Origin of the sequence: Pseudomonas sp. FP2338 (assembly GCF_030687515.1) — a bacterium.
In the GTDB taxonomy this organism is placed as follows: domain Bacteria; phylum Pseudomonadota; class Gammaproteobacteria; order Pseudomonadales; family Pseudomonadaceae; genus Aquipseudomonas; species Aquipseudomonas salomonii.
Genome location: NZ_CP117436.1, coordinates 4,782,745 through 4,808,034 on the forward strand (window position 1 = coordinate 4,782,745; position 25,290 = coordinate 4,808,034).

At 59.6% G+C, this 25,290-nt stretch carries 28 protein-coding genes, 1 tRNA gene and 1 pseudogene; 12 read left to right on the forward strand and 18 right to left on the reverse strand.

Annotated elements, in window-relative coordinates; genetic code table 11:
- The first annotated feature begins 82 nt into the window (after positions 1 to 82).
- Positions 83 to 466, forward strand: a complete 384-nt coding sequence (locus PSH96_RS21535; RefSeq protein ID WP_305454925.1) for a DUF2784 domain-containing protein — start codon at positions 83 to 85, stop codon at positions 464 to 466.
- Here the strand turns inward: PSH96_RS21535 and PSH96_RS21540 are convergent.
- A complete protein-coding gene (locus PSH96_RS21540; protein ID WP_305454926.1) occupies positions 426 to 1,394 on the reverse strand; it encodes an NAD-dependent epimerase/dehydratase family protein in 969 nt (322 codons plus the stop codon). The two genes, PSH96_RS21535 and PSH96_RS21540, sit on opposite strands and share 41 nt — an antisense overlap.
- 93 nt (positions 1,395 to 1,487) lie before the next feature.
- Between PSH96_RS21540 and PSH96_RS21545 the strand changes: the two genes are divergently transcribed.
- From PSH96_RS21545 to PSH96_RS21570, 6 genes and pseudogenes are all read left to right on the forward strand, one after another.
- Complete coding sequence (locus tag PSH96_RS21545; protein ID WP_305454927.1) at positions 1,488 to 2,372, forward strand: LysR family transcriptional regulator; 885 nt, start codon at positions 1,488 to 1,490, stop codon at positions 2,370 to 2,372.
- Positions 2,373 to 2,426: 54 nt separating this feature from the next.
- Entirely contained in the window at positions 2,427 to 3,005 is a 579-nt protein-coding gene (locus PSH96_RS21550; protein WP_056861594.1) for a DUF4337 domain-containing protein, read from the forward strand.
- A 240-nt stretch (positions 3,006 to 3,245) separates the two neighbouring features.
- Positions 3,246 to 3,434 (forward strand): annotated as a pseudogene (locus PSH96_RS21555) ((Fe-S)-binding protein); the annotation flags it as partial.
- 9 nt (positions 3,435 to 3,443) lie between these two features.
- On the forward strand, positions 3,444 to 3,797 hold the full coding sequence (locus PSH96_RS21560) for a gamma-glutamylcyclotransferase family protein (RefSeq protein WP_305454929.1): 354 nt from the start codon (positions 3,444 to 3,446) through the stop codon (positions 3,795 to 3,797).
- 102 nt (positions 3,798 to 3,899) lie between these two features.
- Positions 3,900 to 4,235, forward strand: coding sequence for a hypothetical protein (locus PSH96_RS21565; RefSeq protein ID WP_305454931.1), 336 nt, complete (start codon positions 3,900 to 3,902; stop codon positions 4,233 to 4,235).
- Between the two features lie 68 nt (positions 4,236 to 4,303).
- The gene (locus tag PSH96_RS21570; RefSeq protein WP_305454934.1) at positions 4,304 to 5,344 is read left to right on the forward strand and encodes a DMT family transporter; all 1,041 of its coding nucleotides are present in this window, start codon (positions 4,304 to 4,306) and stop codon (positions 5,342 to 5,344) included.
- A 69-nt stretch (positions 5,345 to 5,413) separates the two neighbouring features.
- Here the strand turns inward: PSH96_RS21570 and PSH96_RS21575 are convergent, their stop codons facing one another.
- Together PSH96_RS21575 and PSH96_RS21580 are read right to left on the reverse strand one after the other, a co-directional pair.
- Positions 5,414 to 5,872 carry a DUF2442 domain-containing protein gene (locus tag PSH96_RS21575; RefSeq protein ID WP_305454936.1) on the reverse strand — a complete coding sequence of 153 codons (459 nt, stop codon included), beginning with the start codon at positions 5,870 to 5,872 and terminating at the stop codon, positions 5,414 to 5,416.
- 3 nt (positions 5,873 to 5,875) lie between these two features.
- Positions 5,876 to 6,109, reverse strand: coding sequence for a DUF4160 domain-containing protein (locus PSH96_RS21580; RefSeq protein ID WP_138453640.1), 234 nt, complete (start codon positions 6,107 to 6,109; stop codon positions 5,876 to 5,878).
- A 327-nt stretch (positions 6,110 to 6,436) separates the two neighbouring features.
- On the opposite strand from PSH96_RS21580, the gene PSH96_RS21585 reads away from it, so the two are divergent.
- Positions 6,437 to 6,706: a short-chain dehydrogenase gene (locus PSH96_RS21585; RefSeq protein WP_305454938.1), complete on the forward strand. Its 270-nt coding sequence runs from the start codon at positions 6,437 to 6,439 to the stop codon at positions 6,704 to 6,706.
- A 267-nt stretch (positions 6,707 to 6,973) separates the two neighbouring features.
- On the opposite strand, the gene PSH96_RS21590 is transcribed toward PSH96_RS21585, so the two are convergent.
- Positions 6,974 to 7,063, reverse strand: a tRNA-Ser gene (locus tag PSH96_RS21590).
- 336 nt (positions 7,064 to 7,399) lie between these two features.
- Here PSH96_RS21590 and PSH96_RS21595 point away from each other — a divergent pair.
- From PSH96_RS21595 to PSH96_RS21605, 3 genes are all read left to right on the forward strand, one after another.
- Positions 7,400 to 8,092: a crotonase/enoyl-CoA hydratase family protein gene (locus tag PSH96_RS21595; protein WP_219267097.1), complete on the forward strand. Its 693-nt coding sequence runs from the start codon at positions 7,400 to 7,402 to the stop codon at positions 8,090 to 8,092.
- Between the two features lie 428 nt (positions 8,093 to 8,520).
- A complete protein-coding gene (locus tag PSH96_RS21600; protein WP_305454943.1) occupies positions 8,521 to 9,261 on the forward strand; it encodes a 1-acyl-sn-glycerol-3-phosphate acyltransferase in 741 nt (246 codons plus the stop codon).
- A gap of 134 nt (positions 9,262 to 9,395) precedes the next feature.
- Positions 9,396 to 10,367 carry a magnesium and cobalt transport protein CorA gene (locus PSH96_RS21605; RefSeq protein ID WP_058420797.1) on the forward strand — a complete coding sequence of 324 codons (972 nt, stop codon included), beginning with the start codon at positions 9,396 to 9,398 and terminating at the stop codon, positions 10,365 to 10,367.
- On the opposite strand, the gene PSH96_RS21610 is transcribed toward PSH96_RS21605, so the two are convergent.
- The 3 genes from PSH96_RS21610 to PSH96_RS21620 form a co-directional block, all read right to left on the reverse strand.
- Positions 10,364 to 11,089, reverse strand: a complete 726-nt coding sequence (locus PSH96_RS21610; RefSeq protein ID WP_200432276.1) for an amidotransferase — start codon at positions 11,087 to 11,089, stop codon at positions 10,364 to 10,366. The two genes, PSH96_RS21605 and PSH96_RS21610, sit on opposite strands and share 4 nt — an antisense overlap.
- A gap of 211 nt (positions 11,090 to 11,300) precedes the next feature.
- On the reverse strand, positions 11,301 to 13,448 hold the full coding sequence (locus PSH96_RS21615) for a 3-hydroxyacyl-CoA dehydrogenase NAD-binding domain-containing protein (RefSeq protein WP_305454949.1): 2,148 nt from the start codon (positions 13,446 to 13,448) through the stop codon (positions 11,301 to 11,303).
- A gap of 16 nt (positions 13,449 to 13,464) precedes the next feature.
- Positions 13,465 to 14,670 (reverse strand): acetyl-CoA C-acetyltransferase, encoded by a 1,206-nt coding sequence (locus PSH96_RS21620; protein ID WP_236369709.1) that lies wholly within the window; start codon positions 14,668 to 14,670, stop codon positions 13,465 to 13,467.
- A 648-nt stretch (positions 14,671 to 15,318) separates the two neighbouring features.
- Between PSH96_RS21620 and PSH96_RS21625 the strand changes: the two genes are divergently transcribed.
- Positions 15,319 to 16,125, forward strand: coding sequence for a cytochrome c (locus tag PSH96_RS21625; protein ID WP_305454951.1), 807 nt, complete (start codon positions 15,319 to 15,321; stop codon positions 16,123 to 16,125).
- A 121-nt stretch (positions 16,126 to 16,246) separates the two neighbouring features.
- On the opposite strand, the gene PSH96_RS21630 is transcribed toward PSH96_RS21625, so the two are convergent.
- From PSH96_RS21630 to PSH96_RS21680, 11 genes are all read right to left on the reverse strand, one after another.
- Positions 16,247 to 17,050 (reverse strand): transglutaminase family protein, encoded by an 804-nt coding sequence (locus PSH96_RS21630; protein ID WP_305454953.1) that lies wholly within the window; start codon positions 17,048 to 17,050, stop codon positions 16,247 to 16,249.
- Positions 17,047 to 17,997, reverse strand: a complete 951-nt coding sequence (locus tag PSH96_RS21635) for an alpha-E domain-containing protein (protein ID WP_056861611.1) — start codon at positions 17,995 to 17,997, stop codon at positions 17,047 to 17,049. Before PSH96_RS21635 ends, PSH96_RS21630 begins: the two co-directional genes overlap by 4 nt.
- Before the next feature lie 3 nt (positions 17,998 to 18,000).
- A complete protein-coding gene (locus PSH96_RS21640) occupies positions 18,001 to 19,410 on the reverse strand; it encodes a circularly permuted type 2 ATP-grasp protein (RefSeq protein WP_065929923.1) in 1,410 nt (469 codons plus the stop codon).
- A 414-nt stretch (positions 19,411 to 19,824) separates the two neighbouring features.
- Positions 19,825 to 20,166, reverse strand: coding sequence for a ribonuclease E inhibitor RraB (locus PSH96_RS21645; RefSeq protein ID WP_057721151.1), 342 nt, complete (start codon positions 20,164 to 20,166; stop codon positions 19,825 to 19,827).
- A gap of 213 nt (positions 20,167 to 20,379) precedes the next feature.
- Entirely contained in the window at positions 20,380 to 20,616 is a 237-nt protein-coding gene (locus tag PSH96_RS21650) for a hypothetical protein (RefSeq protein ID WP_026013791.1), read from the reverse strand.
- A 103-nt stretch (positions 20,617 to 20,719) separates the two neighbouring features.
- Positions 20,720 to 21,325, reverse strand: a complete 606-nt coding sequence (locus PSH96_RS21655) for an START domain-containing protein (protein ID WP_305454958.1) — start codon at positions 21,323 to 21,325, stop codon at positions 20,720 to 20,722.
- 41 nt (positions 21,326 to 21,366) lie between these two features.
- On the reverse strand, positions 21,367 to 21,621 hold the full coding sequence (locus PSH96_RS21660; protein WP_017138333.1) for a YkgJ family cysteine cluster protein: 255 nt from the start codon (positions 21,619 to 21,621) through the stop codon (positions 21,367 to 21,369).
- 161 nt (positions 21,622 to 21,782) lie between these two features.
- Positions 21,783 to 22,274 carry a translation initiation factor 2 gene (locus tag PSH96_RS21665; RefSeq protein ID WP_065929925.1) on the reverse strand — a complete coding sequence of 164 codons (492 nt, stop codon included), beginning with the start codon at positions 22,272 to 22,274 and terminating at the stop codon, positions 21,783 to 21,785.
- Positions 22,275 to 22,389: 115 nt separating this feature from the next.
- Positions 22,390 to 23,829, reverse strand: coding sequence for a PLP-dependent aminotransferase family protein (locus PSH96_RS21670; protein WP_017138335.1), 1,440 nt, complete (start codon positions 23,827 to 23,829; stop codon positions 22,390 to 22,392).
- A gap of 286 nt (positions 23,830 to 24,115) precedes the next feature.
- Complete coding sequence (locus tag PSH96_RS21675; protein WP_305454961.1) at positions 24,116 to 24,931, reverse strand: OmpA family protein; 816 nt, start codon at positions 24,929 to 24,931, stop codon at positions 24,116 to 24,118.
- Positions 24,928 to 25,290, reverse strand: a complete 363-nt coding sequence (locus tag PSH96_RS21680) for a DUF4398 domain-containing protein (protein WP_017138337.1) — start codon at positions 25,288 to 25,290, stop codon at positions 24,928 to 24,930. The genes PSH96_RS21675 and PSH96_RS21680 overlap by 4 nt, the downstream gene beginning before the upstream one ends.

Sequence of the window (25,290 nt, forward strand, 5' to 3'; positions counted from 1 at the left end):
GCAGCAACACGCCAAAAAAACTGTGCGTGTTCATTGATTACCTGCAAGCTCAACTCCAGCCCTGATAAAAGCGAACCTCTTCATGCTCTATCGCATTGCCGCCGACAGCCTGGTGCTGTTCCACCTGTGTTTTATTCTGTTCGTGCTGTTTGGCGGGTTGCTGGCGCTCAAGTGGCGGCCCGTGATGTGGTTGCACCTGCCGGCCGCAGCCTGGGGCGTGGCGGTGGAAGTGTTGCACCTGCCCTGCCCGCTGACCCGCTGGGAGAACCTGCTGCGTCACCTCGCCGGGCAGGACGGTTATGGCGGCGGTTTTATCGAGCATTACCTGCTTACGCTGATCTACCCGGCCGGGCTGACCCCTGAGATTCAACTGGGGCTGGGTGCCGTGGTGGTGCTGGTCAATATCGCGGTGTATGTGCGCTTGATCAGACAGCGTCAGGCAAACAACCCAGACCGAGCAATGTAGCTTCCACCGCCTGTTCCAGCGGCGTGTGCGGCTCGCGCCCCAAAGCCGCGACCAAACGCGTGTTATCCAGACGCAATGGGGTTTGCCACAGGTAACGCATCTCCTGCATCTCGCGAAGGGTGACGACAAAGGGCGCGGCCACTTTCAGCAACCACCATGGGAAACGACCTACGCGTGGTTGCTGGCCCGTTCTGCGCAGCACCACTTGCTGGATCGCCTGGGTCATCTGCGTGCCGTCTGTGTCCATATGCCCGGCCATGTGAAAGCGCGCAAAAGCCTCCAGGGTTGACCGGCGTTCAAGCAACTCGACCATGGTGCGCGCCACGTCCGGCAAATAAGCCCATTGATGGGCCACACCCGGTGCGCCCGGATAGCTCACGGCGTGTACCGGTTTGCCGGGTTTGATCAAGCCTTGGGCAAACCAGTTATTGGCCAGCCGAGCGCCGAAAAAATCCCCGGCGCGCACAATCAGCACACGGGCGCCACGGCGGGACGCCTGTTCCAGACGCTGCTCCAGTTGTACGCGAATAGCCCCCTTGTGCGTTCGCGGGTGCTGCGGCGAATCCTCATACAGCACCGGAAACACATCCGGCCCGAAATTGTAGACCGTGCCCGGCAACACAATCGTCGCGCCCTCGGCGATGGCCGCCGCAATGCTGTTGTCGATCATCGGCATGACCAGCTCAGCCCAGTTGCGATAACCCGGTGGGTTGACGGCATGCACGATCACCGCACAACCACGGGCGGCGGCGCGTACCTCATCACGGTTGAGCGCGTCGCCCTCGATCCAGGAAAAATCGGCATTCGCCCGGCGGGCCTTGCCCACATCGCGCGTCAGCGCACACACCTCCCAGCCTGACGCGTGCAGCTGCCGCGCCACTTCACCGCCGATTCCGCCGGTTGCACCCAGCACCAGAACCTTGCTCATCACCTTCTCCTACACGGGTTGGTGAGGCCATTGTGTGTGCAGCTTTGCTATAGATAAATTGCCGAAGACCATCCAGCCGCTATACATTTATGCATGGCATCGACAATTGGATGGGAGCTTTACCGGTCGTTCCTCGGCGTACTCAAGGAGGGATCGTTATCGGGTGCCGCGCGGCAGCTCGGTATCACACAGCCTACGGTGGGCCGGCACATCGCTGCGCTGGAAGCCGAGCTGGGCGTGGTGCTGTTCACCCGCTCGCCCGCCGGGCTGCTGCCGACGGCGGTGGCCCACACCTTGCGCGCCCATGCCGACACCATGGAACGCACCGCCGCCGCACTGGAGCGCGCCGCCTCATCCCACGGCGATGAAGTGCGCGGGGTGGTGCGGGTGTCGGCCAGCGAGGTGGTCGGCGTGGAAGTACTGCCGCCGATCATCACCCAATTGCGCCGCGAGCACCCGCACTTGCGGGTTGAACTGGTGCTGACCAACCGTCTCAGCGACCTGCTGCAATTGGAAGCCGACATCGCCGTGCGCATGGTCCGCCCCAGTCAGGAGCAACTGCTGGCGCAGCGCGTCGGTTTGATTGAGGTCGGCTTGCACGCCCGCGACGATTACCTGCAACTGCATGGCACGCCTCTGCACATGCAGGATCTGGTCAACCATTGCGTCATCGGTTTCGACCAGGAAAACGCGTTTATCCGCAGCCTGGCCATCAAGGGCTTTGAACGCAGCGCTTTCGCCATCAGCAGCGACAGCGACCTGGCGCAATTGGCACTGATCCGCGCCGGCGCCGGTATTGGCGGCTGCCAGGTGCAACTGGCCCAGCGCGACCCGCGTTTGCGCCGGGTACTGCCCGATGGCTTTGCGCTCAAATTGGACACCTGGGTGACCATGCACGAAGACCTGCGCAACAGCCCGCGCTGCCGGGTGACATTTGATGCGCTGGTGCAGGGTTTGCAGCGTTACGTACAGGCTTGAGACAGCTTCACTGGTAAAGAATCAGACTCCCTCAGTCCCTTCATAGACGCCCCCATGTCCGAAGCCTTCGAAGTCCCCAGCCCCCACGAAAAACATATCGAACACACCACCGAACATGCGCACGGGCGCGGTGACAATTTCGCCAGCCGCATCGCCGTAATGACCGCGTTGATGGCCACCCTGGGCGCCATGCTCAGTTACCAGGCCGGCTCCACCGAAAGCGAAGCGGCGATGGATAAAAACAACGCCGCCATTATCAAGACCGAAGCCGCCAACCAGTGGAACTACTACCAGGCCAAATCCAGCCGGCAGAACCTGGCGGAGTTGGCCACACACATTCCGGGTGTGGATGCGGCGCATTACAAGGACGAGATCGAGCGCTACAAGGGCCAAAAGGAAGAAGTGCGCAAACAGGCCGAGAAGCTTGAGGCGACATCCAAGGAATGGGACCAGAAATCCGAAGAGGCGCTGCACCAGCATCACCGCTGGGCGCAGGCGATGACCGCGATTCAGATCGCAATTTCGTTGGCGGCGATTACGTTGCTGACGCGCAAGGAGTGGCTCAAACGTATGTCATACACCGCTGGCGGTGTGGCGATGGTACTGGGTAGCCTAGCGTGGCTGCACCTCTGACAGCATGTGGGAGCTGGCTTGCCTGCGATGGCGGTGGGTCAGGCAACATCACTGTTTGCTGAACCACCGCCATCGCAGGCAAGCCAGCTCCCACATTTGATCTGTGGTGTTTTTGAGATTGGGCTGTGCCACTGCATCGTTATATAGTAAAACGCATAACGACCAGCACAGCCTGACCGCGAGGGAACATCGGTGACTGCACACCCCAAAGAAGCCGTGGGCGACGCCTACAGCATCGACGCCATGGGCTGGCGACTGAACCTCGACATCAAGGGCCACCGCGTCAGCGACTTCCCCCATGCCATCCATCGCGGCGGCGACCTGGGCGATTTCGAGCATTACCCGAATGCCGGGCTGTGGATTCTGGAAATCCAGATCGCCCACCCGAGCAAGCCCTACGGGGCTTTTTACGAAGACCTACTCGCTTAAGGAACATCCATGGAACACTCCACCCAATTTCCCGTGCTGCTGTTTTCCTACGGCACCTTGCAGGACAAGGCCGTGCAACTCGCCAACTTCGGCCGGGAACTGGTCGGCCAGCACGACGCCATGCTCGGCTATGCGCAAAGCTGGGTAGAAATCACCGACCCGCAAGTGCTCGCCACCAGCGGCAAGACCCATCACCCGATTGTCGCGCCCACCGAGGAAAAGGCTGCCAGCGTTGAAGGCATGGTCTTTCAGATTAACGCGCAGGAACTGGCGGCAGCGGATGCGTATGAGGTGTCGGACTATAAGCGTGTGTCCGTGGCGCTGGCTTCGGGTCTTACAGCGTGGGTGTACGTGCAGGCCTGAAAATGAAACATCCCGGTAATTGATTTCAATCTGCCAATGTAGGATTTAAAGTAGCGCCCCCTCGAGAATTGAATCCCGAGGGTCAGTCCATGGAGTTTCACAGTGAAGTACGTCAGTAAAGTAGTTGCAGCAGCTGTTCTCGGTTTCACCCTCGCAGGCTGCACCGGCACCGCCATCAAATCCCCGCAGTACGACAGCAGCCAATACACGGTTTTGGGCCACAGTGAAGGCAGCGCCACCGGCGTGATGTTGCTCGGCGTCATCCCGATCGGCCAGAACAGCCGCTTCGTGCGCGCCCAGGATGCCGCCATCAAGGCCAAAGGCGGCGACGCGCTGATCAACACTCAAGTGCAGGAAAAATGGTTCTGGGCCTGGGTACTGAACGGTTACACCACCAAGATTTCGGGTGATGTGATCAAGCTGAAAACCGCGCAGTAAGTCTCAAGTTGTCAGGGCGCTGACCCTGGCACGCGACGTATCATGGGTCAACCTTTCGAGGATGGCCCATGAACCTCAGCATCGTTTACGCACTCGCCGCCGCCGCCCTGTTCGGCGCCAGCACCCCGCTCGCCAAAAACCTCGGCCTGAACCTTTCGCCCGTACTGCTCGCCGGCCTGCTCTACCTCGGCAGCGGCCTCGGCCTGGCCTGCGTGCGCCTTATCCGTGATCGCGGCTGGAAACCCAGCGGGCTAACCCGCCCTGAATGGCCCTGGCTGCTCGGCGCCATCGCCTTCGGCGGCATCTTCGGCCCGGTTGCCTTGATGTTCGGCCTCACTCGCACCGCCGGTGCGACTGCCTCCCTGATGCTCAACCTTGAATCGGTGCTGACCGCCGTGATCGCCTGGCTGGTGTTCAGAGAAAACGCCGACCGCCGCATCGTCCTCGGCATGCTCGCGATCGTGCTGGGCGGCGTGGTGTTGTCATGGTCCGACGGCGGCGGCGCCAGCCACGACTGGACCGGGCCGTTTGCCGTGGCGCTGGCGTGTGCATGCTGGGGGATTGATAACAACCTGACGCGCAAAGTCTCGGCCTCAGACGCGCTGTTTATCGCCGGCGCCAAGGGGTTGATTGCCGGGCTGGTGAATTGCAGCCTGGCGCTTTACCTCGGCGCGCAGATTCCGGGTGTGGCAGAGCTGGCGCCCATCTTGTTGGTTGGGTTTTTGGGGTATGGCATCAGCCTGGTCATGTTTGTGCTGGCGTTGCGGGGGTTGGGCAGTGCACGCACGGGCGCTTACTTCTCGACGGCGCCATTCCTGGGTGCGGCCCTGGCCTTGCTGGCATTTGGGGAATCGGTAACGGTGGCGTTCTGGATTGCATCAGCGTTGATGGCCGTGGGCGTGTGGCTGCACCTGACAGAGCGGCATGCCCATGAGCATCTGCATGAGGCGACGGAACATGGGCATCGGCACGTGCACGATGAACATCACCAGCATGAGCACGGGTTTGAGTGGGACCCGGCGCAGCCGCACAGTCATGTGCATGTTCATAGCGTGATGCGGCATAGCCATGCGCATTTTCCGGATGTGCATCATCGGCATCGGCATTGAGGGCCGGCAGTTCACAAAATGTATTAGGGCGGCTCGATTGGCCGCCCTTTTAGCGAAATACGGTTACGTTCAGGCGTAGTGCCCTTTGTAACCTTTATGCTCGTACTCCCAGCCCTTGCACGCCAGCCCCACATGCTTGGGAATCAAAGCAGCGCCGCTGCTATAGGCGGTGATGGTCCTGCGAGAGAACCCCAACTCCACAGCCGCTGCGGAAAGGGACAGGTTGTTACTGAGCATCCACTGCCTGAAATCCTGTGTCAGCATCACCTCACCGGATTGCTCCAATGCTAGACGGTGCAGCGTGACAGCTGACAGTTCGAGGTCGTTACCCCACGTCGCATCAAACCCCCACTCACCTACTTCTACTTGGCTAAATCGAGCCAAATCCAGAAGAGGTTTGAGGACCGCAAAGGCATTTATATGATCGAGAAGATCAACGGTATGCCGCTTACCGTTATTCCATTCGATCTGTAAGGCATGCTTGCCGGCAACTGGTTGCACAGCAGAGATGCGAAGCTTGCTGGTCATAAATCAGTTCCTCCGGTTTTGTTCATCCCATACGCGCTTGAGATCCGCGATATGAGCTTTTGCCCAAAGCAGGGCGGCTTTCAAGGCCTTTGTTTCTGCCCCTGTACCGAGCACAACAAGCCCTTCTATCTGAACCAGCGACTCGCCATCCGGCGTCTGCACGTGAAAGTGCGGCGGCGCGTGGTCGTCGGGATAGATTTTTATTTTCCAGTTTCGTTCACTGTGAAGGGTAGCCATGGAGACGGATGCTAGAGAAAAAATTTCCCTAGCACAATTGTAATTTCAAACGCTTACTCAATTTGCACCTCTCGAGGTCGCAGGGTTCATAGGTAGGACTGCCCATGCCCAGCAATCCAGGCAACGTCCTACAGACCGTTCAGAAGCGTCGGTCTCGCACTTCAAAATCGTCGAGCCTATAGTCACTCGGTCGCCCATATGGCGGCCGGGTTTGGCGACTCGATGATAAGACGGAATGTAAACGACGCTATTTCAGGCGACTGCCATTTTTGGCTGTAGACCATGAAAGCTCCGTCGTTATTATCTTTGTCTTAATGGATTTAACGCATGAACCAATACATAGCCCTCACCAGCAACGACAGCGCCACCCCTGCCCTTTTTGTCGATACCACCGTCCCCCTGGAAATCCTCCTCGACGCCGCGAGTTTTCGGCTGCGTGCCGTCACCCAGGTCCTTGAGAACCTTGCACTGCGCAGCGAGATCAGTAGTGATGCCGTCGTTCTCAGTGATTTTGCCTTGCTGTGCTCAATTCCGTTGCGCGACGGCTGCGATTTGCTGGACGTCATAGGCCGGCGCATGGATGTGCCTTGCGGATGATTTAAAAAAGACACGTTTTCAAACGCCAGAAACTATAAAACCCCCGACTTCTCACGAAACCAGGGGTTTTGTTTGTCACAGGGGTGCTTGAAGAATAAAAAACCGTCCCTCGTTTCGCTTTTTCGATTCCTCAGTGCGCTTTCTAGCGGAGCCCTGTCTGGCGAGGTGTACTCCCAGGCATGTTCCCAAACGGCTCTTTTTCAAACGCCAAAAACCACAAACCCCCGGTTTTCTCTAGGAAAACCAGGGGTTTGTGTTTACTTAATGTGGCGGTGAAGGAGAGATTCGAACTCTCGATACAATTTCTTGTATACACACTTTCCAGGCGTGCTCCTTAAGCCACTCGGACACTTCACCGTATCTCGTCAAACCAGTTCAGTCTGTCGAGGCGCGCTAATGTAGTCGAAAGCCTTTCTGATGGCAAAGGTTTTTTTCAGAATTTTCATGCGCTTAGACGGTTATGCCGTGACTCGCTCGGTGAGGGGCGGTGAATCTGCCATTCTTGGGCATCGGTTGCGGGCGTCTGGCACGGCGGCTGTGCCCTGCTGCGGGCCGTCTACCCTTGGGAAGGCGGGAAAAGTCTGACTGTGTAGTCAGTCACGGCGCTTTACCGGGGCGGGCGTGGTGGGTAACGTCTGCGCATGCGCTTCTATTAACAACCTATCTATAACAATTCCTACAAGGAACCGCGTCATGAGTGAGTTGATTGCCTACCACCTCGAAGACGGTATCGCGACCCTGACCTTGAGCAACGGCAAGGTAAACGCCATTTCTCCGGCAGTGGTTGCTGAGTTCAACACTGCGCTGGATCAGGCCGAGAAGGATCGGGCGGTGGTGATCATCACCGGCACGCCGGGGATTCTGTCGGGTGGTTATGATTTGAAGGTGATGACGGCCGGGCCTAAAGAAGCCATCGGCCTGGTGACGTCGGGCTCGACGTTGGCGCGGCGTCTGTTGTCGCACCCGTTTCCGGTGATTGTGGCGTGCCCTGGGCATGCGGTGGCCAAGGGTGCATTCCTGCTGTTGTCGGCGGACTACCGGATTGGCGTGGAAGGCCCGTTCAGCATTGGCCTGAACGAAGTGGCGATCGGCATGACCATGCACCACGCCGGTATCGAGTTGGCGCGGGATCGTCTACGTAAGTCCGCGTTTCATCGTTCGGTGATCAATGCCGAGATGTTTGATCCGCAGGGCGCGTTGGGTGCTGGCTTCCTGGATAAGGTGGTGGCGCCAGAAGAGTTGCACGCAGCGGCCCTGGAAGCGGCGCGTCAGTTGAAGAAGATCAATATGAATGCCCACAAGCACACCAAGTTGAAGGTGCGTAAGGCACTGCTGGAAGCCTTGGATGATGCAATTATTCAGGATCAGGGCCACAACCTGGGCTGATGCCCTGTAGCTGGGTAGATATTTGCAACACCTATTCTGAGCGGGCTGTTGTGGCGAGCGGGCTTGCCCCGCGTTGGGCTGCGTAGCGGCCCCAGTAAAGGCGCTGAGGTTTCTCCTGAAAGACCTCGGCGCCTGGTTTTGGGGCTGCTTCGCAGCCCAGCGCGTGGCAAGCCCGCTCGCCACAGAATAGGTGGCCGCCGTAAATAATTGTGTAGATACCTAAAGCTGATGAGCTAAAGCCCGACCTTGAGCCGGGCTTTTTCTTACAAATAAATCCGAAACGTCTTTAGCCGCTCTAGTCGGGCTATGTCGGCATACGTTGAAACATGTGCTTAAACATCGCCTATCTCCTACGTCTGTAGGGGCAATTGCCGAATACAGTGCACATCCGTACACTGCGCCACCTTTTGTCCCGATGGGCTGTGTCGATGCTTTTTCTGTTACGTATGTTGTTGATGGGCCTGCACTTTATGGTCGCCGGGTTATTGGGCGTGCTGTTGGGTGTGTGCCGGCCGTTCAACCCGGACAACAGCCGCCTGTGTGCTCGCCTTTATGCGTTGCCCGCCATGCGTATTCTGGGCTTGCGCTTGAAGGCCGATGTCGACTCGCTGCGTAACAAGCCCGGCACCTGTGTGGTCATCGCCAACCATCAGTCCAACTATGACCTGTTTATATTCGGCAATGTGGTGCCCCATCGTACCGTGTGTATCGCCAAAAAGAGTCTGAAGTGGGTGCCACTGTTCGGCCAATTGTTCTGGCTGGCGGGCAATGTGTTGATTGACCGCGGCAATGCGCACAAGGCGCGCCGGGCGATGCTTACCACCACTCAGACCTTGCAGCATGAGGACACCTCGATTTGGGTGTTCGCCGAAGGCACGCGCAACCTGGGTAACGGCTTGCTGCCGTTCAAGAAAGGCGCGTTCCATATGGCGATTGCGGCCGGTGTGCCGATCGTTCAGGTGTGTGCCAGCACTTACGTCAAGCATATGCAGCTCAATCGCTGGAACAGCGGTGATGTGCTCATACGCTCGTTGCCGCCGATTCCTACCTGTGGGCTGACTTCGGATGACATCCCGGCGTTGATGCAGACGTGTCAGGCGCAGATGGAGGCATGCATTGCCGAGATGGACCGTGAACTGAAAACCGCTTGGGCACCTGCGCCTTTGTGATTGATGGGGGGCTTCGCCCCCAGCGCAAGCAAGCTTGCTCGCCACAAAAAGCCGACCTCTGCACCGCAACAAGGGAACGCCATTCAGGCTAAGCTGCCCAACACCTGTCCTCCTAATAAGAAGCGATCAGCACCATGGGTAGAGTTGTTGCGGCAGCCGTTTACAGCGCCGGTAAGAAAGTCACGGATATCACCCTTGATGAAGGCGCCGCCTGGGCCGCCAAACCCGACCATTTTGTATGGATCGGCCTGGAAGAACCCAGCGCCCAGGAGCTGGCCAACCTGCAACGCCAGTTCAACCTGCATGAACTGGCCATCGAAGACGCCCTGGAAAAACACAGCCGCCCCAAGCTTGAAACCTTCGGCGATGCGCTGTTTATCGTTACCTATTCACCGGTGCGCGAGAACGGCAAGCTGGAGTTTATCGAAACCCATATTTTTGCCGGCAACGGCTACATCATCACCGCCCGCAACGGCCACTCGGCGTCCTACGGTTTTGTGCGCCAGCGCTGTGAGGCGCGACCGTTGTTGCTGGAACACGGGGAAGATTTCGTACTCTATGCGCTGCTGGATTTCGTCACCGAAAACTACCAGCCGGTGAGCGAAGCGATTCACGCCGAAATTGATGAGCTGGAGCGCAACGTGCTGTGCAGCTCACTGAGTGAGCGCGATATCCAGAACCTGCACGGCCTGCGCCGCGATGTGCTGCGGCTCAAGCGGTATGTAGCACCGATGGTGGAGATCAGCCAGGAGCTGCAGAAGCTGAGCTTCCCGTTTATCGACAAGAATATGCGCCCGTATTTTCGCGATGTGCAGATCCACGTGACGCGGCAGATGGAAGACCTCACCACCCTGCGCGACATCGCCAGCCAGACCATCGAAATCGGTGTGTTGCTGGAGGCTTCACGGCAAAGCGTGGTGCAGCGCAAGTTCGCCGCCTGGGCGGCGATTCTGGCGTTCCCCACGGCGGTGGCGGGGATTTACGGAATGAACTTCCAGAACATGCCCGAGCTGCAATGGCACTACGGCTATTTCGCGGTGCTCGGGTTTATTGCGGTGGGCTGCACCAGTTTGTGGGCCAGCTTTAAACGCTCGGGCTGGCTTTAAACCGCAGCCTCTGGCTTGTGGGCAACAAAGCGCATCATCCATTCCGCCACGGTGGCGCCATGGTGGTCACGCGCCAGGCTGGCCACGCCGTGGGTGTAGACCTTTTCGCCCAGGGTTGTCTGAAGAATCTCCAGCAACTCGCGAGAATAGTCGTGGATAAATTCCGGATGGCCCTGGAAGCACAGCACCTGGTCTTCGATGTGATACGCGGCATACGGGCAGAAATCGCTGGAGGCAATCACAGTGGCGTTGTCCGGCAGCGTGGTGACTTGGTCCTGGTGGCTGATCAGCAAGGTCAGTTCTTCCACCACCGGGCTCATCCACGGCGCTTTCGCGTTTAGCTTGTAGTCGTGGATGCCCATGCCCCAGCCTTGGCTGGCGCGTTCGGTCTTGCCGCCCAGCAGCAGCGCGAGTAGCTGGTGACCGAAGCACACGCCCAGCAGCTTGTCGCCACGCTCATAGCGCTCCAGCACGTAGGTTTTGAGGGTCTGGATCCACGGGTCGGTGCCGAAGGAGTCGGCCTTGCTGCCGGTGATCAGGTAGGCGTCAAACACCTCGTCAGCAGGCGGGTATTCGCCCTGCACCACGTTGTAGATGACAAATTCGGCGGCAATCGGTTGCTTGGAGAACAGGCGCTTGAACATCTGCCCGTACCCTTGGTATTGATCGATCAAGCCCGGACGCAGGATATCGGTTTCCAGGATACAGACGCGTAGCGACATAAAAAATACCTGACACGGTGATGGGAATAATGCACAGCCCAGAGCCTGCCTTGAAACGCCCCAGCAAAGCAAGTCCCGCCGAGTGACTACCTGTGGGAGCGGGCTTGCCCGCGATAGCGGTGTGTCAGTTAACTCAAATATCGGCTGATATGACGCTATCGCGGGCAAGCCCGCTCCCACAGGGGTTCTCCATCATTCAAAACAGGTCTGATCAGGCAAATAGTTCACCCCGTGCAGCCTTCTCAAGCAACAACGCCGGCGGCGAGAACCGCTCCCCGTATTGCTCGGCCAGGTAGCGCGCCCGGGCAATAAAGTCGTTCAAGCCATACTGGTTGATAAACTGCAACGCACCGCCACTCCACGCGGCAAAACCTATGCCGAAGATCGACCCGACGTTGGCATCCGCCGTGGACAGCAACACGCCCTCCTCCACGCACCGTACGGTTTCAATCGCCTGGATAAACAGTAAACGGTCGCGCACATCCTGCGCTGAGACCTGTTTGCCGGCTTGTTCAAAGCGGGTTTTCAGCTCGGGCCACAGATGCTTGTGCCCGCCCGCGGGGTAGTCGTAAAAACCGCCGCCTGCCGCCTTGCCCGTGCGCTTGTATTCATTCACCAACAGATCGATCACGGCCGTGGCCGGATGAGTCGGCAGCGCTTTGCCTTCGGCTTGCAGATCCTTCGCCGTCTGCTGTCGGATATGGCTCATCAAGCTGAGGGACACCTCATCCGACACCGCCAATGGCCCCACCGGCATACCGGCCTTGCGCGCCTCGGTTTCGATCATCGGCGCGGCCACGCCTTCGCCGAGCATGGCGATGCCTTCGTTGGTGAAGGTGCCGAACACCCGCGAGGTAAAGAAGCCGCGGCTGTCGTTGACCACGATTGGAGTTTTCTTGATTTGCAGGACGAAATCAAAACCTCGGGCCAGGGTTTCGTCGCGGGTGTGGGCGCCCTTGATGATTTCCACCAGCGGCATCTTGTCGACGGGGCTGAAGAAATGCAGGCCAATGAATTGGCCTTGATCAGGCACCGCTGTCGCCAGGCCAGTGATGGGCAAAGTGGAGGTGTTGGAGGCGATCACGGCCTCGCTGCCGACCACGCTTTGCGCCGCCGCCGTGACCTTGGCTTTGAGATCCCGGTCTTCATATACGGCTTCGATAATCAGGTCGCAACCGGCCAGGTCGGTATCTGAGGCCGTAGGATGAATCCGCGCCAAGGTGCTTTCCCGCTGTTCGGCGGTCAATTGCCCACGGCTGACTTTCTTGTCCAGCAGCGCCGCCGAATGCGCCTTGCCCTTCTCGGCCGCCGCCAGGTTGATGTCCTTAAGCACCACCTCGACGCCCGCACAGGCACTCACATAAGCAATGCCTGCGCCCATCATCCCGGCGCCCAGCACGCCCACCTTGCGCGTGACATAAGGTGCAAAACCTTTGGGCCGTGAGCTGCCGGCGTTGATTTCATTGAGCTGGAACCAGAAGGTGCCGATCATGTTTTTCGCCACTGGCCCGGTGACCAGCTCGGTGAAGTAGCGGGTTTCGATCAGGTGCGCGGTGTCGAAATCCACTTGGGCACCTTCCACAGCCGCACACAGAATTTTCTCCGGCGCGGGGAAGCAGCCATTGGTTTTACTGCGCAAAATCGACGGGGCGATGGCCAGCATTTGCGCAACTTTCGGGTTTGACGGCGTGCCGCCGGGGATCTGGTACCCCTTGTTGTCCCACGGTTGTTTGGCCTCGGGGTTGGCAAGAATCCAGGCACGGGACTTGCCCAGCAGTTCATCGCGATCTGCCGCCAGCTCATTGATCAAACCCGCCTGCAACGCCTGCTGCGGCCGCACTTTTTTACCTTCCAGCAAATACGGCAAAGCCTTCTCCAGCCCGAGCATGCGCACCATGCGCACTACCCCGCCGCCGCCCGGTAACAGGCCCAGGGTGACTTCCGGCAGGCCAAGCTGGGTGGATTGGTCATCCAGCGCCACGCGGTAATGACACGCCAGGCAAATCTCCCAGCCGCCGCCCAGCGCGGCGCCATTGATCGCAGCCACCACCGGTTTGCCAAGAGTTTCCAGGCGGCGCAGTTGCGCCTTCAACACCAGCACGCTGTCGTAGAAATCCTTGGCGTGGGCTTTGTCGACTTTGATCAGTTCATTGAGGTCGCCACCGGCAAAGAACGTCTTCTTTGCTGAGGTGATTACAACGCCGGCGATGTCGGGCTTTTCCGCCTCAAGGCGTGTGACGATGGCCGCCATGGCCTCGCGGTACACGCCGTTCATGGTGTTGGCGCTCTGGCCGGGCATGTCGAGGGTCAGCACCACAATCTGGTCCTGGCCTTTTTCGTAACGAATGGCTTCGGTCATGACAAATTCCTTGGGCTCAGAGGCGTTCGATGATGGTGGCGATGCCCATGCCACCGCCGACACACAGGGTGGCCAGGCCGTAGCGCTGCTGGCGTGCTTCCAGCTCGTCGAGCAGGGTGCCGAGGATCGCGCAACCGGTGGCGCCCAACGGGTGGCCCATGGCAATGGAGCCGCCGTTGACGTTGACTCGGGCGGCGTCGACCCCCATGTCTTTGATGAACTTGAGAACCACAGAAGCAAACGCTTCGTTGACCTCGAACAGGTCGATGTCTTCAACGCGCAAACCGGCTTTGGCCAACGCCTTGCGCGTCGCCGGTGCAGGGCCGGTGAGCATGATGGTCGGGTCGGTGCTGGTGACTGCCGTGGCGACGATGCGCGCACGCGGTTGCAGCCCCAGCTCGCGGCCCTTGGCCTCGGAGCCGATCAGCATCAACGCGGCGCCATCGACGATGCCGGAGCTGTTACCCGGCGTGTGTACATGGTGGATACGCTCCACATGGCTGTAGACCCGCAACGCCGTGGCGTCGAAGCCCATCTGGCCCATCATTTCGAAGCTTGGCTTGAGCTTGCCGAGGCCTTCGAGGGTGGAGTCGCTACGGATAAATTCGTCGTGGTCCAGAAGCACAATGCCGTTCTGGTCCTGCACCGCGATCAGCGACTTGTTGAAGGAACCGTCTGCACGAGCCCTGGCCGCTTTCTGCTGGGACTGTAGGGCGAAGGTGTCGACGTCCTGGCGGGTGAAGCCTTCCAGTGTGGCGATCAGGTCCGCGCCGATGCCCTGAGGCGTGAAGTGGCTGTGCAGATTGGTCTGCGGGTCGAGCACCCAGGCGCCGCCGTCGCTGCCCATGGGCACGCGGGACATGGACTCGACACCGCCGACCACCACCAGGTCTTCGAAGCCCGAGCGCACTTTCATTGCGCCAAGGTTCACCGCTTCGAGGCCCGAGGCGCAGAAGCGATTGATCTGCACGCCAGCGACGCTGACGTCCCAGTCGGCCACCAGCGCGGCGGTCTTGGCAATGTCGGCGCCCTGGTCACCCACCGGGGTGACGCAGCCGAGGACGATGTCATCCACCTGGCGCGTGTCGAGGTCGCTGCGCTGCGCCAGCGCCGTCAGCAGGCCCGCGACCAGGTTTACCGGTTTGACGCTGTGCAGGGCACCGTCGGCCTTGCCTTTGCCACGGGGCGTACGTATCGCATCAAAGATCAAAGCTTGGGTCATGACATCCTCGAGCAGCCAGTGCGTGTGTGCCTACCTTCAGGCCCGATTGACACGGTTTCAATGACGGATGCGCTCATTGCTTTTGACCCCCTCGCTCGGACGAACGGTAGGCAGCTATGGAAAACCGCTGATTAATCGTTTTAGCTGTCTAGCCCTAGGGCTGGCGCCAAGATGGCAATAAGCCTCATGCCGTTTTTAGCGCAAATAATGATTAGCTGATATGAAATGGATCTAAGCCACGAAGAACGAGGGCTCTAAGGTTGAATCAGTAGGAAGCTGCTGCCGGGTTTTGCTGGGGCAGTTGTAAGAAAAGTGCAACGTCACATCGCGATACTGAAATACATCGGCACGCATTTGACGCTCAGGAATAACAACAAAAGGCAGTCAGCCATGTTTAAACATTCGAAAGTACGTCAGGCGGGACTTATTCTGTTCGCCACCACACTGATTCTGATCTTGCCCAATTTAACCAAGGTTATCGGGTGACGATTCAGCCTCCGGATTCCGTGCACACACAGCATCAGGACTGCAGTTTTTGGCAGCACCTGCCGGGACATTGCGCATAGCGGTCCTGTTGCAGGGGCTGTCTTTTTGCGCGCAGATTTCCGGTATTGTGGGCGCAACCGCCACTTCGAACCGGGCTCTCCCTTGAAACCGATCCTAGCCTTCCTCGCCTTGCTGTTGGCCCTGCCGGCAACGGCCGCGCAATTGACCATCGAACTCGACCACACCCGCAAGACCTGGCAGACCGCCGACCTGCTCAAGCACCCGGATGCGCAGACGGTGCAGATCGTCGATGACGTTTCCTACAAGCGCACTATGACCTATCGCGCCGTGCCACTGGCCTCTCTGCTGCCGGGTCTGAAGCCTGCGAACCATCTGCAAGCCGTGGCCCTGGATGGGTTTGCCGCCGAACTCACCGCTGCGCCGTTGCTGGAGAAACACGGCGCCCGCGCCTGGCTGGCAGTCGAAGACCCGGCACGGCCGTGGCCTGCGTTGGCAGACGGCAAACCGAGTGCCGGGCCGTTCTACTTGGTATGGACCAACCCGCAAGCCGGGCATATCAGCCCTGAACAGTGGCCGTTCCAGGTATCTGCGATCAAGCAATTGAAGACGGTGGCGGAGCGTTTTCCGGCCTTGTTGCCTGACCCGAAGTTGGCCGCGAATGACCCGGTCAACCAGGGATTTGTGCTGTTCCAGAAGAATTGCCTGGCATGTCACCGTCTCAATGGCGCCGGTGATGCGCAGGTGGGGCCGGACCTGAATATCCCCTACAACCCCACCGAGTATTTCAGCGGGGATTTCCTCAAGCGCTACATTCGCGACCCGCAGAGCTTGCGGCATTGGCCACAGGCGAAGATGCCGGCGTTTACCGCCAGTGTGTTGCCGGACGGCGAGTTGGATTTGCTGGTGGGGTACTTGAAGCATATGGCGGGGCGTAAACAGCAACCCTGAGCCCATCACAAATACAATGTGGGAGCTGACTTGCCTGCGATAGTGGCCTGCCAGTCGGCACAGGTGTAGCTGACCCACCGCTATCGCAGGCAAGCCAGCTCCCACACTGAAAGTGCTGTGCCTATTGCTGCTGCACCGAAACCACCGGCGTCGGCGCCACGAACACCTTGGCATGCATCTGCTCATGCCCACCGCCTCTGCGCATGCCGCGCACCGGGCAGGCGTCGAGGTAATCCAACCCCACCGCCAGTTTCAAATGCCGCTCCGGTCGGGCCAGTTGGTTGGTCACATCAAAGCTGTACCAGGCGTCATCCAGCCAGGCTTCGGCCCAGGCGTGGCTGGCCAGGTGCGTGCTGTCTTCAGTGTACAAATACCCCGACACATATCGCGCAGGAATCCCCAGGCTGCGTGCGCAGGCCAGGAACGCGTGGGTGTGGTCCTGGCACACGCCCGCCCGACCGGCAAAGGCTTGGGCGGCGCAGGTGTCGACTTCGGTGGCGCCCGGCGTGTAGACCATGGATTGGTTGAGCGCGTGCATCAGGTCGATCAACGCGCTGCGGTCGCGACGTTGCCGGCAGTGCTGTTGCGCAAACCCAAGCAATGCCTCATCGGGTTCTGTCAGGCGCGTGCTGCGCAGGAACGGAAACGCTGACTGGCTTTCGTGTTCCGCCTCGCGCAACTCGTCGATATCCACCTGGCCACGGGCGCCAATGATGATTGCATCGTGGGGCTCATCCAGGGTCAACACGTGCAGGATATTGCCGAACGGGTCGACTTGCGCGCGCACCGGGCGCGGCAAGTCCAGCTGCCAACTGATCACATGCTGGCGCTCACTGTCGTGGGGCGTAAGGCGCAGGTACTGAATGCTGGCGCGCACCTGGTCTTCGTAGTGGTAGGTGGTTTCGTGGCTGATGGAGAGTCTCATGCGGCCTCCAGGTAGGAACTGTAGATGGCGTCGCCCAACTGGCGCACCAAGGGGATGAAGTCGGTCAGCCAGGCGTGCAGGCCTTCCTCGAGGATTTCGTCAATCGCAGTAAAACGCAGGCGCGCGTCCATCTCGGCGGCCAAGCGCTGGGCCGGACGGCCATTGATGCCCGGCAGGCTGGCGAGGATCTGGTCGATCTCTTCGCTGCACGCCCTTAACGAGCGCGGGACGTCGGCGCGTAGCAAGAGTAATTCAGCCACTTGCCGGGCGCCGGGCGCGTCGCGGTAGATCTCGGTGTAGGCCTCGAACGACGACAAGGCGCGCAGCAAGGCGCTCCACTGGTAGTAGGCATGGGCCGTGCCGTCGGTGACGGCGGCGGCTTGGTCGCCGGCCATTTCATAGCGCGCATCGAGCAGCCGCAAGGTGTTGTCGGCACGCTCAATAAAGGTGCCCAGGCGAATAAAGCGAAACGCGTCGTTACGCATGATGGTGCCGTAGGTGGCGCCGCGGAACAGGTGCGAGCGCTCCTTGACCCATTCACAAAACCGGCTCATGCCATAACGGCTCAGCCCTTGCCGGGCAATATCGCGAATATCCAGCCAGGTGGCGTTGATGTTTTCCCACATGTCAGCGGTAATTCGCCCACGTACCGCATGGGCGCTGGCCCGCGCGGCGCCGAGGCAGCTGTAGATGCTCGCCGGGTTGGCCGCATCCAGTGCGAAAAAGTGCAGCAGGCGCTCGGCGTGCAACTCGCCGTGACGCGCGTGGTAATCGTCCAGAGTGCCGGTGATCAGCAGCGGCATGGCCAGTTCGTGCAGGCCATCACCGCGACCGTCCTGGGGCATCAGCGACAGCGAATAGCTGACATCGAGCATGCGCGCGAGGTTTTCCGCGCGCTCCAGATAGCGCGACATCCAGTACAAATCCGAGGCAGTTCTACTCAACATGGTTCAATCCTCAACCACCCAGGTGTCTTTGGTGCCGCCGCCCTGGGACGAGTTAACCACCAGCGAGCCTTCGCGCAGCGCCACACGGGTCAGGCCGCCGGGGACCACGCGGGTTTCCTTGCCGGACAACACGAATGGGCGCAGGTCGATATGCCGTGGCGCGATGCCGTTTTCAACAAAGGTCGGGCAGGTGGATAAACACAGGGTCGGCTGGGCGATATAGGCGTGGGGCTTGGCCTTGATGCGCGCGCGGAAGGCTTCGATTTCCGCCGCCGTGGCGGCCGGCCCTACCAGCATGCCGTAACCGCCGGAGCCTTGGGTTTCCTTGACCACCAGGTCCGGCAGGTTGGCCAGCACGTGGGACAATTCATCGGGCTTGCGGCATTGAAAGGTCGGCACGTTCTGCAGAATGGGCTCTTCATCCAGGTAAAAACGGATCATCTCGGTGACAAACGGGTACACCGATTTGTCATCCGCTACCCCGGTGCCGATCGCATTGGCCAGCACCACATTGCCCGAGCGGTACGCGGCCAGCAGGCCGGGCACGCCGAGCATCGAGTCGGGGTTGAAGGCCAGCGGGTCGAGGAATGCGTCGTCGAGGCGACGGTAGATCACGTCCACCGCCTTGGGGCCGTCGGTGGTGCGCATGAACACACGGTCATCACGCACGAACAGGTCGGCGCCCTCCACCAGTTCCACGCCCATCTCACGAGCCAAAAAGGCATGCTCGAAAAACGCACTGTTAAAACGCCCCGGCGTCAGCACCACCACGCTGGGGTTATCCAGTGGGCTTGAGCTTTTGAGGGTGTCGAGCAGCAGGTTGGGGTAGTGGTCGATGGGCGCAATGCGCTGGGCCGCAAACAGTTCGGGGAACAGGCGCATCATCATTTTGCGGTCTTCGAGCATGTAGCTCACACCGCTCGGCGTGCGCAAATTATCTTCCAGCACGTAGTACGTGCCGTCGCCGTCACGTACGAGGTCGACACCGGAGATGTGCGAATACAGATCGCGGTGCAGGTTCAGGCCCTGCATGGCCAGTTGGTATTGGTCATTGGCCAGCACTTGCTCGGCGGGGATGATGCCGGCCTTGATGATGCGCTGCTCGTGGTACAGGTCGGCCAGGAACAGGTTCAGCGCCTTGACCCGTTGAATGCAGCCACGCTCGACCATCCGCCATTCGCTGGCGGGAATGCTGCGCGGTATGGTGTCAAACGGGATCAGGCGCTCGGTGCCCTGCTCGTCCCCGTAAAGGGTGAAGGTGATGCCGGCGCGGTGGAACAGCAAATCGGCTTCACGCCGACGTTGCGCCAGCAATTCGGCCGGGGTGTCGGCCAGCCAGCGGGCGAACTCGCGGTAATGGGGCCGGACTTGCCCTGCCCCGTCGTACATTTCATCGTAATAAGTGCGGGTCATGCCGTACTCCTTGTCACTCGGACGCAAGCAGTGTTGCAAGGCCCGCGCCATCGGCATAAACACTTAAAAATCAGTGAGTTGAATAAACAACGGATTCCGCCCGCACCTTCCTGGTGCGCAGAATGCCCGCCGTCACGCCCCGCGCTTCATCACAATGCGGGTTTTGACTATCAACAGCATAGTCAGAGTTGATTTCACTGCCCGCCCCGCCTTGCGGATAATCACCTCCATCGGCTGAACAGGACGCGTCCTGCTGCTTCAGCGAACCGCTCTTCCCTTTGGGCCACCCTGTTTGGGTGGCTTTTTTTTGGTGCAAGAAAAGTGAGGGACAGGGTTAGGAGATTTCATACAGCACACACAAAATCGGCCGACCCAAAGGTCAGCCGATACGCTGCTTTACTCATGACAATTGCACTACATGGGTAACCCACGCACCTCCTGCTTGACGCCCCATCCTTCGATGATGCCGCCCAGCGGTTCCACCACCGCTTCAAAGTCTTGCTCGAAGTCTCCTATGCCGTCGTAGGTTGCGGACATGATTTTGCTCAGTTCCAGGTACCAGGCGCCGTCATCGCGCGCGCTGACCTGGGCATTCAGGGATTCCCCGCGAAAGCGACCCGCAGCCCTGCGCGCACGTTCCTCATCCGGGAAAATGGCGTAGAACTCGATGGGGTGAAAACGCGAGAAGTCGAACCCGCCTTCTTTCATCCGGCGCAGTACGTTGGTGCTGATGTCTTCTTGATAGGCTGTGCTCATGAAACGTCCTCCTCAAACTGATGGATAGACTTTCCGTGCTTCCCGAAGCCCGCGCCCTACTGACGCGGGTACTACGGCAATAACAACACCGAGGGAAAACAAGCATGTAGCTGACAAGACCAGACCTTAGCGATTCATTCGCTGATCTCAATTGCAGAGTAGCGCGAAGCTATCACCTCCACCAGAGGGGTTTCGTGGTACTACAGGAAATGTTCAGGCGGCGGGTGAGATGTCGAGGATCTGGATGCTGTTCTGATCTTTGAGGATCTTGACCGTAGGCTCGGGCTTGCGGCCCTCCAGGTCATTGAGGTCAAGTTCGGCGGCCACGGGTACCAGCTTGTTGCGGATCATGTGCGCCGCGTCTTCGAGGCTGGGCTTTTGCGCGCAGGCGAACTGCTCCACGGTCTTTACACCGTGATCATCTACGAAGGTAATCTGCCACGTTTGCATCGGTGCCTCCTCGATAAAGCCCATGTGTGGGCTCACATCTATCTGGACCTTGAGCGGTCGGCAAACGTTCCACTCAAGGCCTGAGGCACCGGATCAACTGCGCTTATTTTTCAGCGTGTTCTTTCAAGGCTTTCAAGGTGTTAAACGGTGCGTCGACCACGAACTTGTTGGCCAGCCACGAGGGCACGCTGCCGCCTGGCTCGGTGTGCACCTGGTAGGTGACTTCGGTCTGGTTATCGCCTTTTGGCACCAGTTTCCAGTAACCGTCTACCTGGGCTACACGCACGTAACCTTTGACTTCGGGCTGGTAGGTCGGCACTTCCAGCAGCTTGCGGGTCACGGTGCCGTCGGCGGCCTTGGAGGTGGTGATCTCCAGGATCGAATCGCGGTCGGTCACCGGGAACGGCGCCTTGAACTGGGTGTAGGTCCAGCTCTTGTCACCTACGGTCTTGAGCAGTTTTTGCGATTTGCATTCGTGAATCCAGGCGCAGGCGCCGGTCACGTCTTCCTGCAGGGCCTGGATCTTGGCGATGGGGGCTTTGATCACGGTGACACCGCGATAAGCCTTGTACTTGGAGCCGGCGACTTCGCTCAAGGACACTTTGATACCGTCTTCGTCCTTGGCGACTTGCCAATCTTCAGCCTGGGCAGTGGCAGCAAACAGCACCGTAAAACCGCACACCACAGCCAATCGTTTCAGCGAACCCATTGTTGTATTCCTTATTTTTGAAGTTCCGATAGTAAAGCCCATCAAGCCGCCGTCATCTGCTCCCACCAGCCGATCAAACGGATCGCATCGGCCTGATCGTTGCCGCACACCTCAAGGTCTGCCTTGAAATCACTGCACACCGCCGGCCGCTCCGGTTGCCCGAACAGCTGGCATAGCTGTTCGACCGACAGGTGCAGGCAACGTTCTCCCGCCGGTTTGCCATTGGGCATTCCCGGTAATGGCGAACTGATGGAGGGGGCAATGCAGCATGCGCCACAGCCTTCACGGCATTTCATGACCAGCAGGTCCTCGACGACTCAATATGGATGGCCGGGCTAGAGTACGCCCTTAAACAGCCGTTTTAAAATGGTCTAACAGGGGTTTTTCGCACAAAACGAAAGTGACCGACCAGTCTGCGACAGATGGTCGAAGGCGTACGTCACCTAAGCGCGCAATTTTATTGCTTGAACTCGAAATCCAGCGCCGCGCCTTCGATGTCGCGGCGCTCTTCGTTACGCAGTTGCAACTGCATCTGGTTGCTGAGCAGGCGGCCATTGATCTGGAACGCGCTGTTGTCGGTGGGTTTTTCCGCAAACATCGGTGGCAACAGCGGCACGCTCTTGGGTTTAGGCATGGTGCCGATGGGTTGCAAGTGCCTGACCATTTCGGTTGGCAGGGACAGGTCCAACTGTGCCGGTGGCAGTTTGGTCTGGGCCACTTCGTGGGCAGATTTGGATTTGCTCGCCATCGGTGCACGTTTTTTCACGACGGCGGTTTTTTTCTTGGCCGCCGGGGCTTTTTTAGCCGACGCCGGTTTCTTCGCGGGAGCCTTCTGCTCAGTGCTGGCGGTGGGCTTGCTTTGAGTCACGGGGGCTGCCGCCAGGACGGTGCCGACGTTACACAGGCTTAACAGGCCAATCACCACAACAGCGCGAAAAATAGAGGTCATATTGCCTACAGCATTAACGGCAGAGGGCCATATGCTCGCTTGTTGAGCGCGGCATGACAAGCCTGGTGATCAGCCAGTCAACGTAAGTGTCCCCTTTTCGCGCCTCAGCTCAGGTTCAAAAACCAGCCGCGGTTTCCTGGCACAGCTGGCTGGCCAACATCCCCAACGTCATCAGCGCTCGCTCTGCCTCGCGGTTCCACGGCGTGCCGCAGTTAAGCCGAATACAGTGGTTGAACTGTTCCGTATTACTGAAGATGACGCCCGGTGCGATGCTGATGCCCTGCTGCAGTGCGCGCACGTGCAGTTCCTGGGTATTGACCCTTCCCGGCAAACTGACCCACAGGATAAAGCCGCCGGTCGGTCGGGTCATCTGCGTGCCTTCGGGGAAATACTGCTGCACCGCCAGCTGGAATGCGCTGAGGTTCTTGCGGTATTCCTGGCGGATGTAGCGCAGATGCCGGTCGTAGCCACCGTTTTCCAGGTACGCCGCCACACCCATCTGGGTGACGCTGCACGCCGAGTGGGTGCTGAACATCTGCAGCCGCTGGATTTCCTGCTGGTACTTGCCGGCAATCATCCAGCCGATGCGCACGCCAGGCGACAAGGTCTTGGAGAAACTCGAGCAGTAGATCACCCGGTCCAGGCGGTCATAGGCTTTAAGGGCCTTGGTACGACCCAGCTCGAACATCAGCTCGCCGTAGATATCGTCCTCGACGATCTGGATATCGAAATCCGAAGCCAGGCGCAGCAACTGTTTCTGCCGCTCCTCGGGCATGGTCGCGCCCAGCGGGTTGCTCAGGCGCGTGGTCAGCACCAGGGCTTTGATCGACCATTGGTTGGCCGCCAGTTGCAGCGCCTCAAGGCTCATGCCCGTCGCCGGGTCGCTGGGGATCTCGATAACCTTGAGGCCCAGCAGGTCGGCCAGTTGCAGCAAGCCGTAATAGGTCGGCGACTCAGCGGCGATCAAGTCGCCTGGGCGCGTCAGCACACGCAACGACATCTGCAACGCATCAACACACCCGTGGGTGATCACCACTTCGGACGGGTCCACCACCACGCCGGCATCACGCATGCGAATCGCCACCTGGCGGCGCAGCGGCTCGAAACCGGGGCTGAACATGTAGCTGAAGGCCCGCGGGCTCTGGAAACGCGTGACCTTGGCCAGTTGCTGATGCAACGCGCGCACCGGCAAGTAGTCGACACTCGGCACCGCCGCCCCCAGCGGGAACACCCCTTCGCGGCGCGACTCGACCAATACCTGCTGGATAATGCTGCTGCGGGTGACCAAACCTGGGCGCTCAACCCGGGCGATATCCGGCGTCGGCGCCGTGAGTGCAGGCGTCTGGTGCACGTAATAACCCGACTGCGGCCGTGCACGAATCAGCCCCTGGTCTTCCAGGTTGGCGTAGGCCTGCAACACCGTGGCGTGGCTGACGTTGAGCTGTGAACTCATCTTGCGCACCGAGGGCACACGCTCGCCGGGTTGATAGACACCGCGCCGGATGTCCTCAGCCAGTTGCTGGGCGATACGTTGGTAAAGCAACAGATTGGTCATGACGCAGCACTCGATTTCACGGGTATTTTATTTTTGTGTGAAACATACCGGCACAGTTTAGAAGTGTACGGGGACAGTTGCCACAATAGTCGAGCGCGGGCGGCAGTGATAGAGAAAACTGTAAGGTTACGGTGCATAAAAAAACCGATCAATGATCGGTTCTGGGTGTACAGACAACCTGTGGGAGCTGGCTTGCCTGCGATAGCATCGCCTCGGTTTGTCTGTAACACCGAGGCGCCTGCATCGCAGGCAAGCCAGCTCCCACACTGATCTGCGTCAGGCGTTATTAGCGAGCGGCGCCCAGTTGGCCTTTTTCGTCGGAGAACACAATTTCCACCCGACGGTTCTGCGCGCGGCCGCGCTCTGAGGCGTTGGCCTCTACCGGGTACTGGTCACCGTAGCCCTCGACCTGGATGCGTTTTTCATCAATCCCCAGGTCCATCAGCACATCAGCCACCGATTGCGCACGGTCGCGGGACAGCTTGAGGTTTTCCTGCTCGCCACCGGTGTTGTCGGTATAACCCTCGATGCGCACCACGCGCTTGGGGTTCAACTGCAGGAACTGCACGATCTTGAGCACGGTGCGGTTGGCGGAGTTTTGCAGCTCGGCGTCACCGGTGTCGAACAACACATCGCCCAACGTCATGACCAGGCCGCGATTGGTCTGGGTGGTGGTGAGGCTGGCGATTTGCTCTTCGAGCCACTTGCCTTGCTGCTGCACGCTGGCCAACTTGCTCTCACGCAGGGCCAATTGCAGGCGCTGGCGTTCCAGTTCGAGCTTGGTACCGCGCTCGGCGTTGAGCCCCTGCTCGGTGTGTTCGCGGGCGATCTCACTGTAGCGCTGGCTCAGGTAGGCGTAATGCACCACGTCGGGGCCGCTGCCCCAGTAGCTGGACAAGCGATCGGCGCGGGCCAGGGACTCACCGGCACGAATCACGTCCTTGGGCGCAAAGCGCAGCACATTCGCGTCTTCCTTGACCTTCTGGAAGTCGTTGCCGGCCTGTTGCAGCGCTTGCTCGCTGTTGGGATGGCTGGCGCAACCGCCCAACGCCGCGCTAGCCAGCAGCAACACACAGCTCAAACCACGGATCAGCGGGCTCATTGGGCTTCTCCCAGCTGCAATTGTTTGCGCAGTCGGGCGATGCGGGTGTTGAGCACGTTCAACTGTTCCTGGCTTTTGCGCGTCAATACCCGCGCTTCAGCCAGGCGCGCGTCCAGCTCGGCCTGTTCGGCCTGCATGCGCGCATCCTTATAAGATTGGTCGGCCATGTCGGCCCGCGCTTTGGCGAACTTGTCTTCAGCCAGTTTCAGTTCAGGCGATTCATCGGTGCTGGCACCCACGGCATTGGCCTGTTCCAAGGCCTGCTGGGTGAGGCGTATTTGTTCATTCGGCGCAGGATCAGCTGCACATCCCGCCAGAGCGACAACGGCGAGGGCCGCGAAAAGAGGTCGAAGAGTCAC

Bases quoted from the DNA above. Each gene is read 5' to 3' on its own strand.
- PSH96_RS21615 (WP_305454949.1), bottom strand. From the start codon at position 13,448: ATGACCGAAGCCATTCGTTACGAAAAAGGCCAGGACCAGATTGTGGTG.
- PSH96_RS21595 (WP_219267097.1), top strand. From the start codon at position 7,400: ATGAGTGAGTTGATTGCCTACCACCTCGAAGACGGTATCGCGACCCTG.
- PSH96_RS21610 (WP_200432276.1), bottom strand. From the start codon at position 11,089: ATGTCGCTACGCGTCTGTATCCTGGAAACCGATATCCTGCGTCCGGGC.
- PSH96_RS21575 (WP_305454936.1), bottom strand. From the start codon at position 5,872: ATGACCAGCAAGCTTCGCATCTCTGCTGTGCAACCAGTTGCCGGCAAG.
- PSH96_RS21640 (WP_065929923.1), bottom strand. From the start codon at position 19,410: ATGACCCGCACTTATTACGATGAAATGTACGACGGGGCAGGGCAAGTC.
- PSH96_RS21630 (WP_305454953.1), bottom strand. From the start codon at position 17,050: ATGAGACTCTCCATCAGCCACGAAACCACCTACCACTACGAAGACCAG.
- PSH96_RS21540 (WP_305454926.1), bottom strand. From the start codon at position 1,394: ATGAGCAAGGTTCTGGTGCTGGGTGCAACCGGCGGAATCGGCGGTGAA.
- PSH96_RS21620 (WP_236369709.1), bottom strand. From the start codon at position 14,670: ATGACCCAAGCTTTGATCTTTGATGCGATACGTACGCCCCGTGGCAAA.
- PSH96_RS21570 (WP_305454934.1), top strand. From the start codon at position 4,304: ATGAACCTCAGCATCGTTTACGCACTCGCCGCCGCCGCCCTGTTCGGC.
- PSH96_RS21550 (WP_056861594.1), top strand. From the start codon at position 2,427: ATGTCCGAAGCCTTCGAAGTCCCCAGCCCCCACGAAAAACATATCGAA.
- PSH96_RS21635 (WP_056861611.1), bottom strand. From the start codon at position 17,997: ATGTTGAGTAGAACTGCCTCGGATTTGTACTGGATGTCGCGCTATCTG.
- PSH96_RS21645 (WP_057721151.1), bottom strand. From the start codon at position 20,166: ATGAGCACAGCCTATCAAGAAGACATCAGCACCAACGTACTGCGCCGG.
- PSH96_RS21560 (WP_305454929.1), top strand. From the start codon at position 3,444: ATGGAACACTCCACCCAATTTCCCGTGCTGCTGTTTTCCTACGGCACC.
- PSH96_RS21675 (WP_305454961.1), bottom strand. From the start codon at position 24,931: ATGAGCCCGCTGATCCGTGGTTTGAGCTGTGTGTTGCTGCTGGCTAGC.
- PSH96_RS21545 (WP_305454927.1), top strand. From the start codon at position 1,488: ATGGCATCGACAATTGGATGGGAGCTTTACCGGTCGTTCCTCGGCGTA.
- PSH96_RS21660 (WP_017138333.1), bottom strand. From the start codon at position 21,621: ATGAAATGCCGTGAAGGCTGTGGCGCATGCTGCATTGCCCCCTCCATC.
- PSH96_RS21585 (WP_305454938.1), top strand. From the start codon at position 6,437: ATGAACCAATACATAGCCCTCACCAGCAACGACAGCGCCACCCCTGCC.
- PSH96_RS21605 (WP_058420797.1), top strand. From the start codon at position 9,396: ATGGGTAGAGTTGTTGCGGCAGCCGTTTACAGCGCCGGTAAGAAAGTC.
- PSH96_RS21535 (WP_305454925.1), top strand. From the start codon at position 83: ATGCTCTATCGCATTGCCGCCGACAGCCTGGTGCTGTTCCACCTGTGT.
- PSH96_RS21670 (WP_017138335.1), bottom strand. From the start codon at position 23,829: ATGACCAATCTGTTGCTTTACCAACGTATCGCCCAGCAACTGGCTGAG.
- PSH96_RS21650 (WP_026013791.1), bottom strand. From the start codon at position 20,616: ATGCAAACGTGGCAGATTACCTTCGTAGATGATCACGGTGTAAAGACC.
- PSH96_RS21580 (WP_138453640.1), bottom strand. From the start codon at position 6,109: ATGGCTACCCTTCACAGTGAACGAAACTGGAAAATAAAAATCTATCCC.
- PSH96_RS21665 (WP_065929925.1), bottom strand. From the start codon at position 22,274: ATGACCTCTATTTTTCGCGCTGTTGTGGTGATTGGCCTGTTAAGCCTG.
- PSH96_RS21600 (WP_305454943.1), top strand. From the start codon at position 8,521: ATGCTTTTTCTGTTACGTATGTTGTTGATGGGCCTGCACTTTATGGTC.
- PSH96_RS21655 (WP_305454958.1), bottom strand. From the start codon at position 21,325: ATGGGTTCGCTGAAACGATTGGCTGTGGTGTGCGGTTTTACGGTGCTG.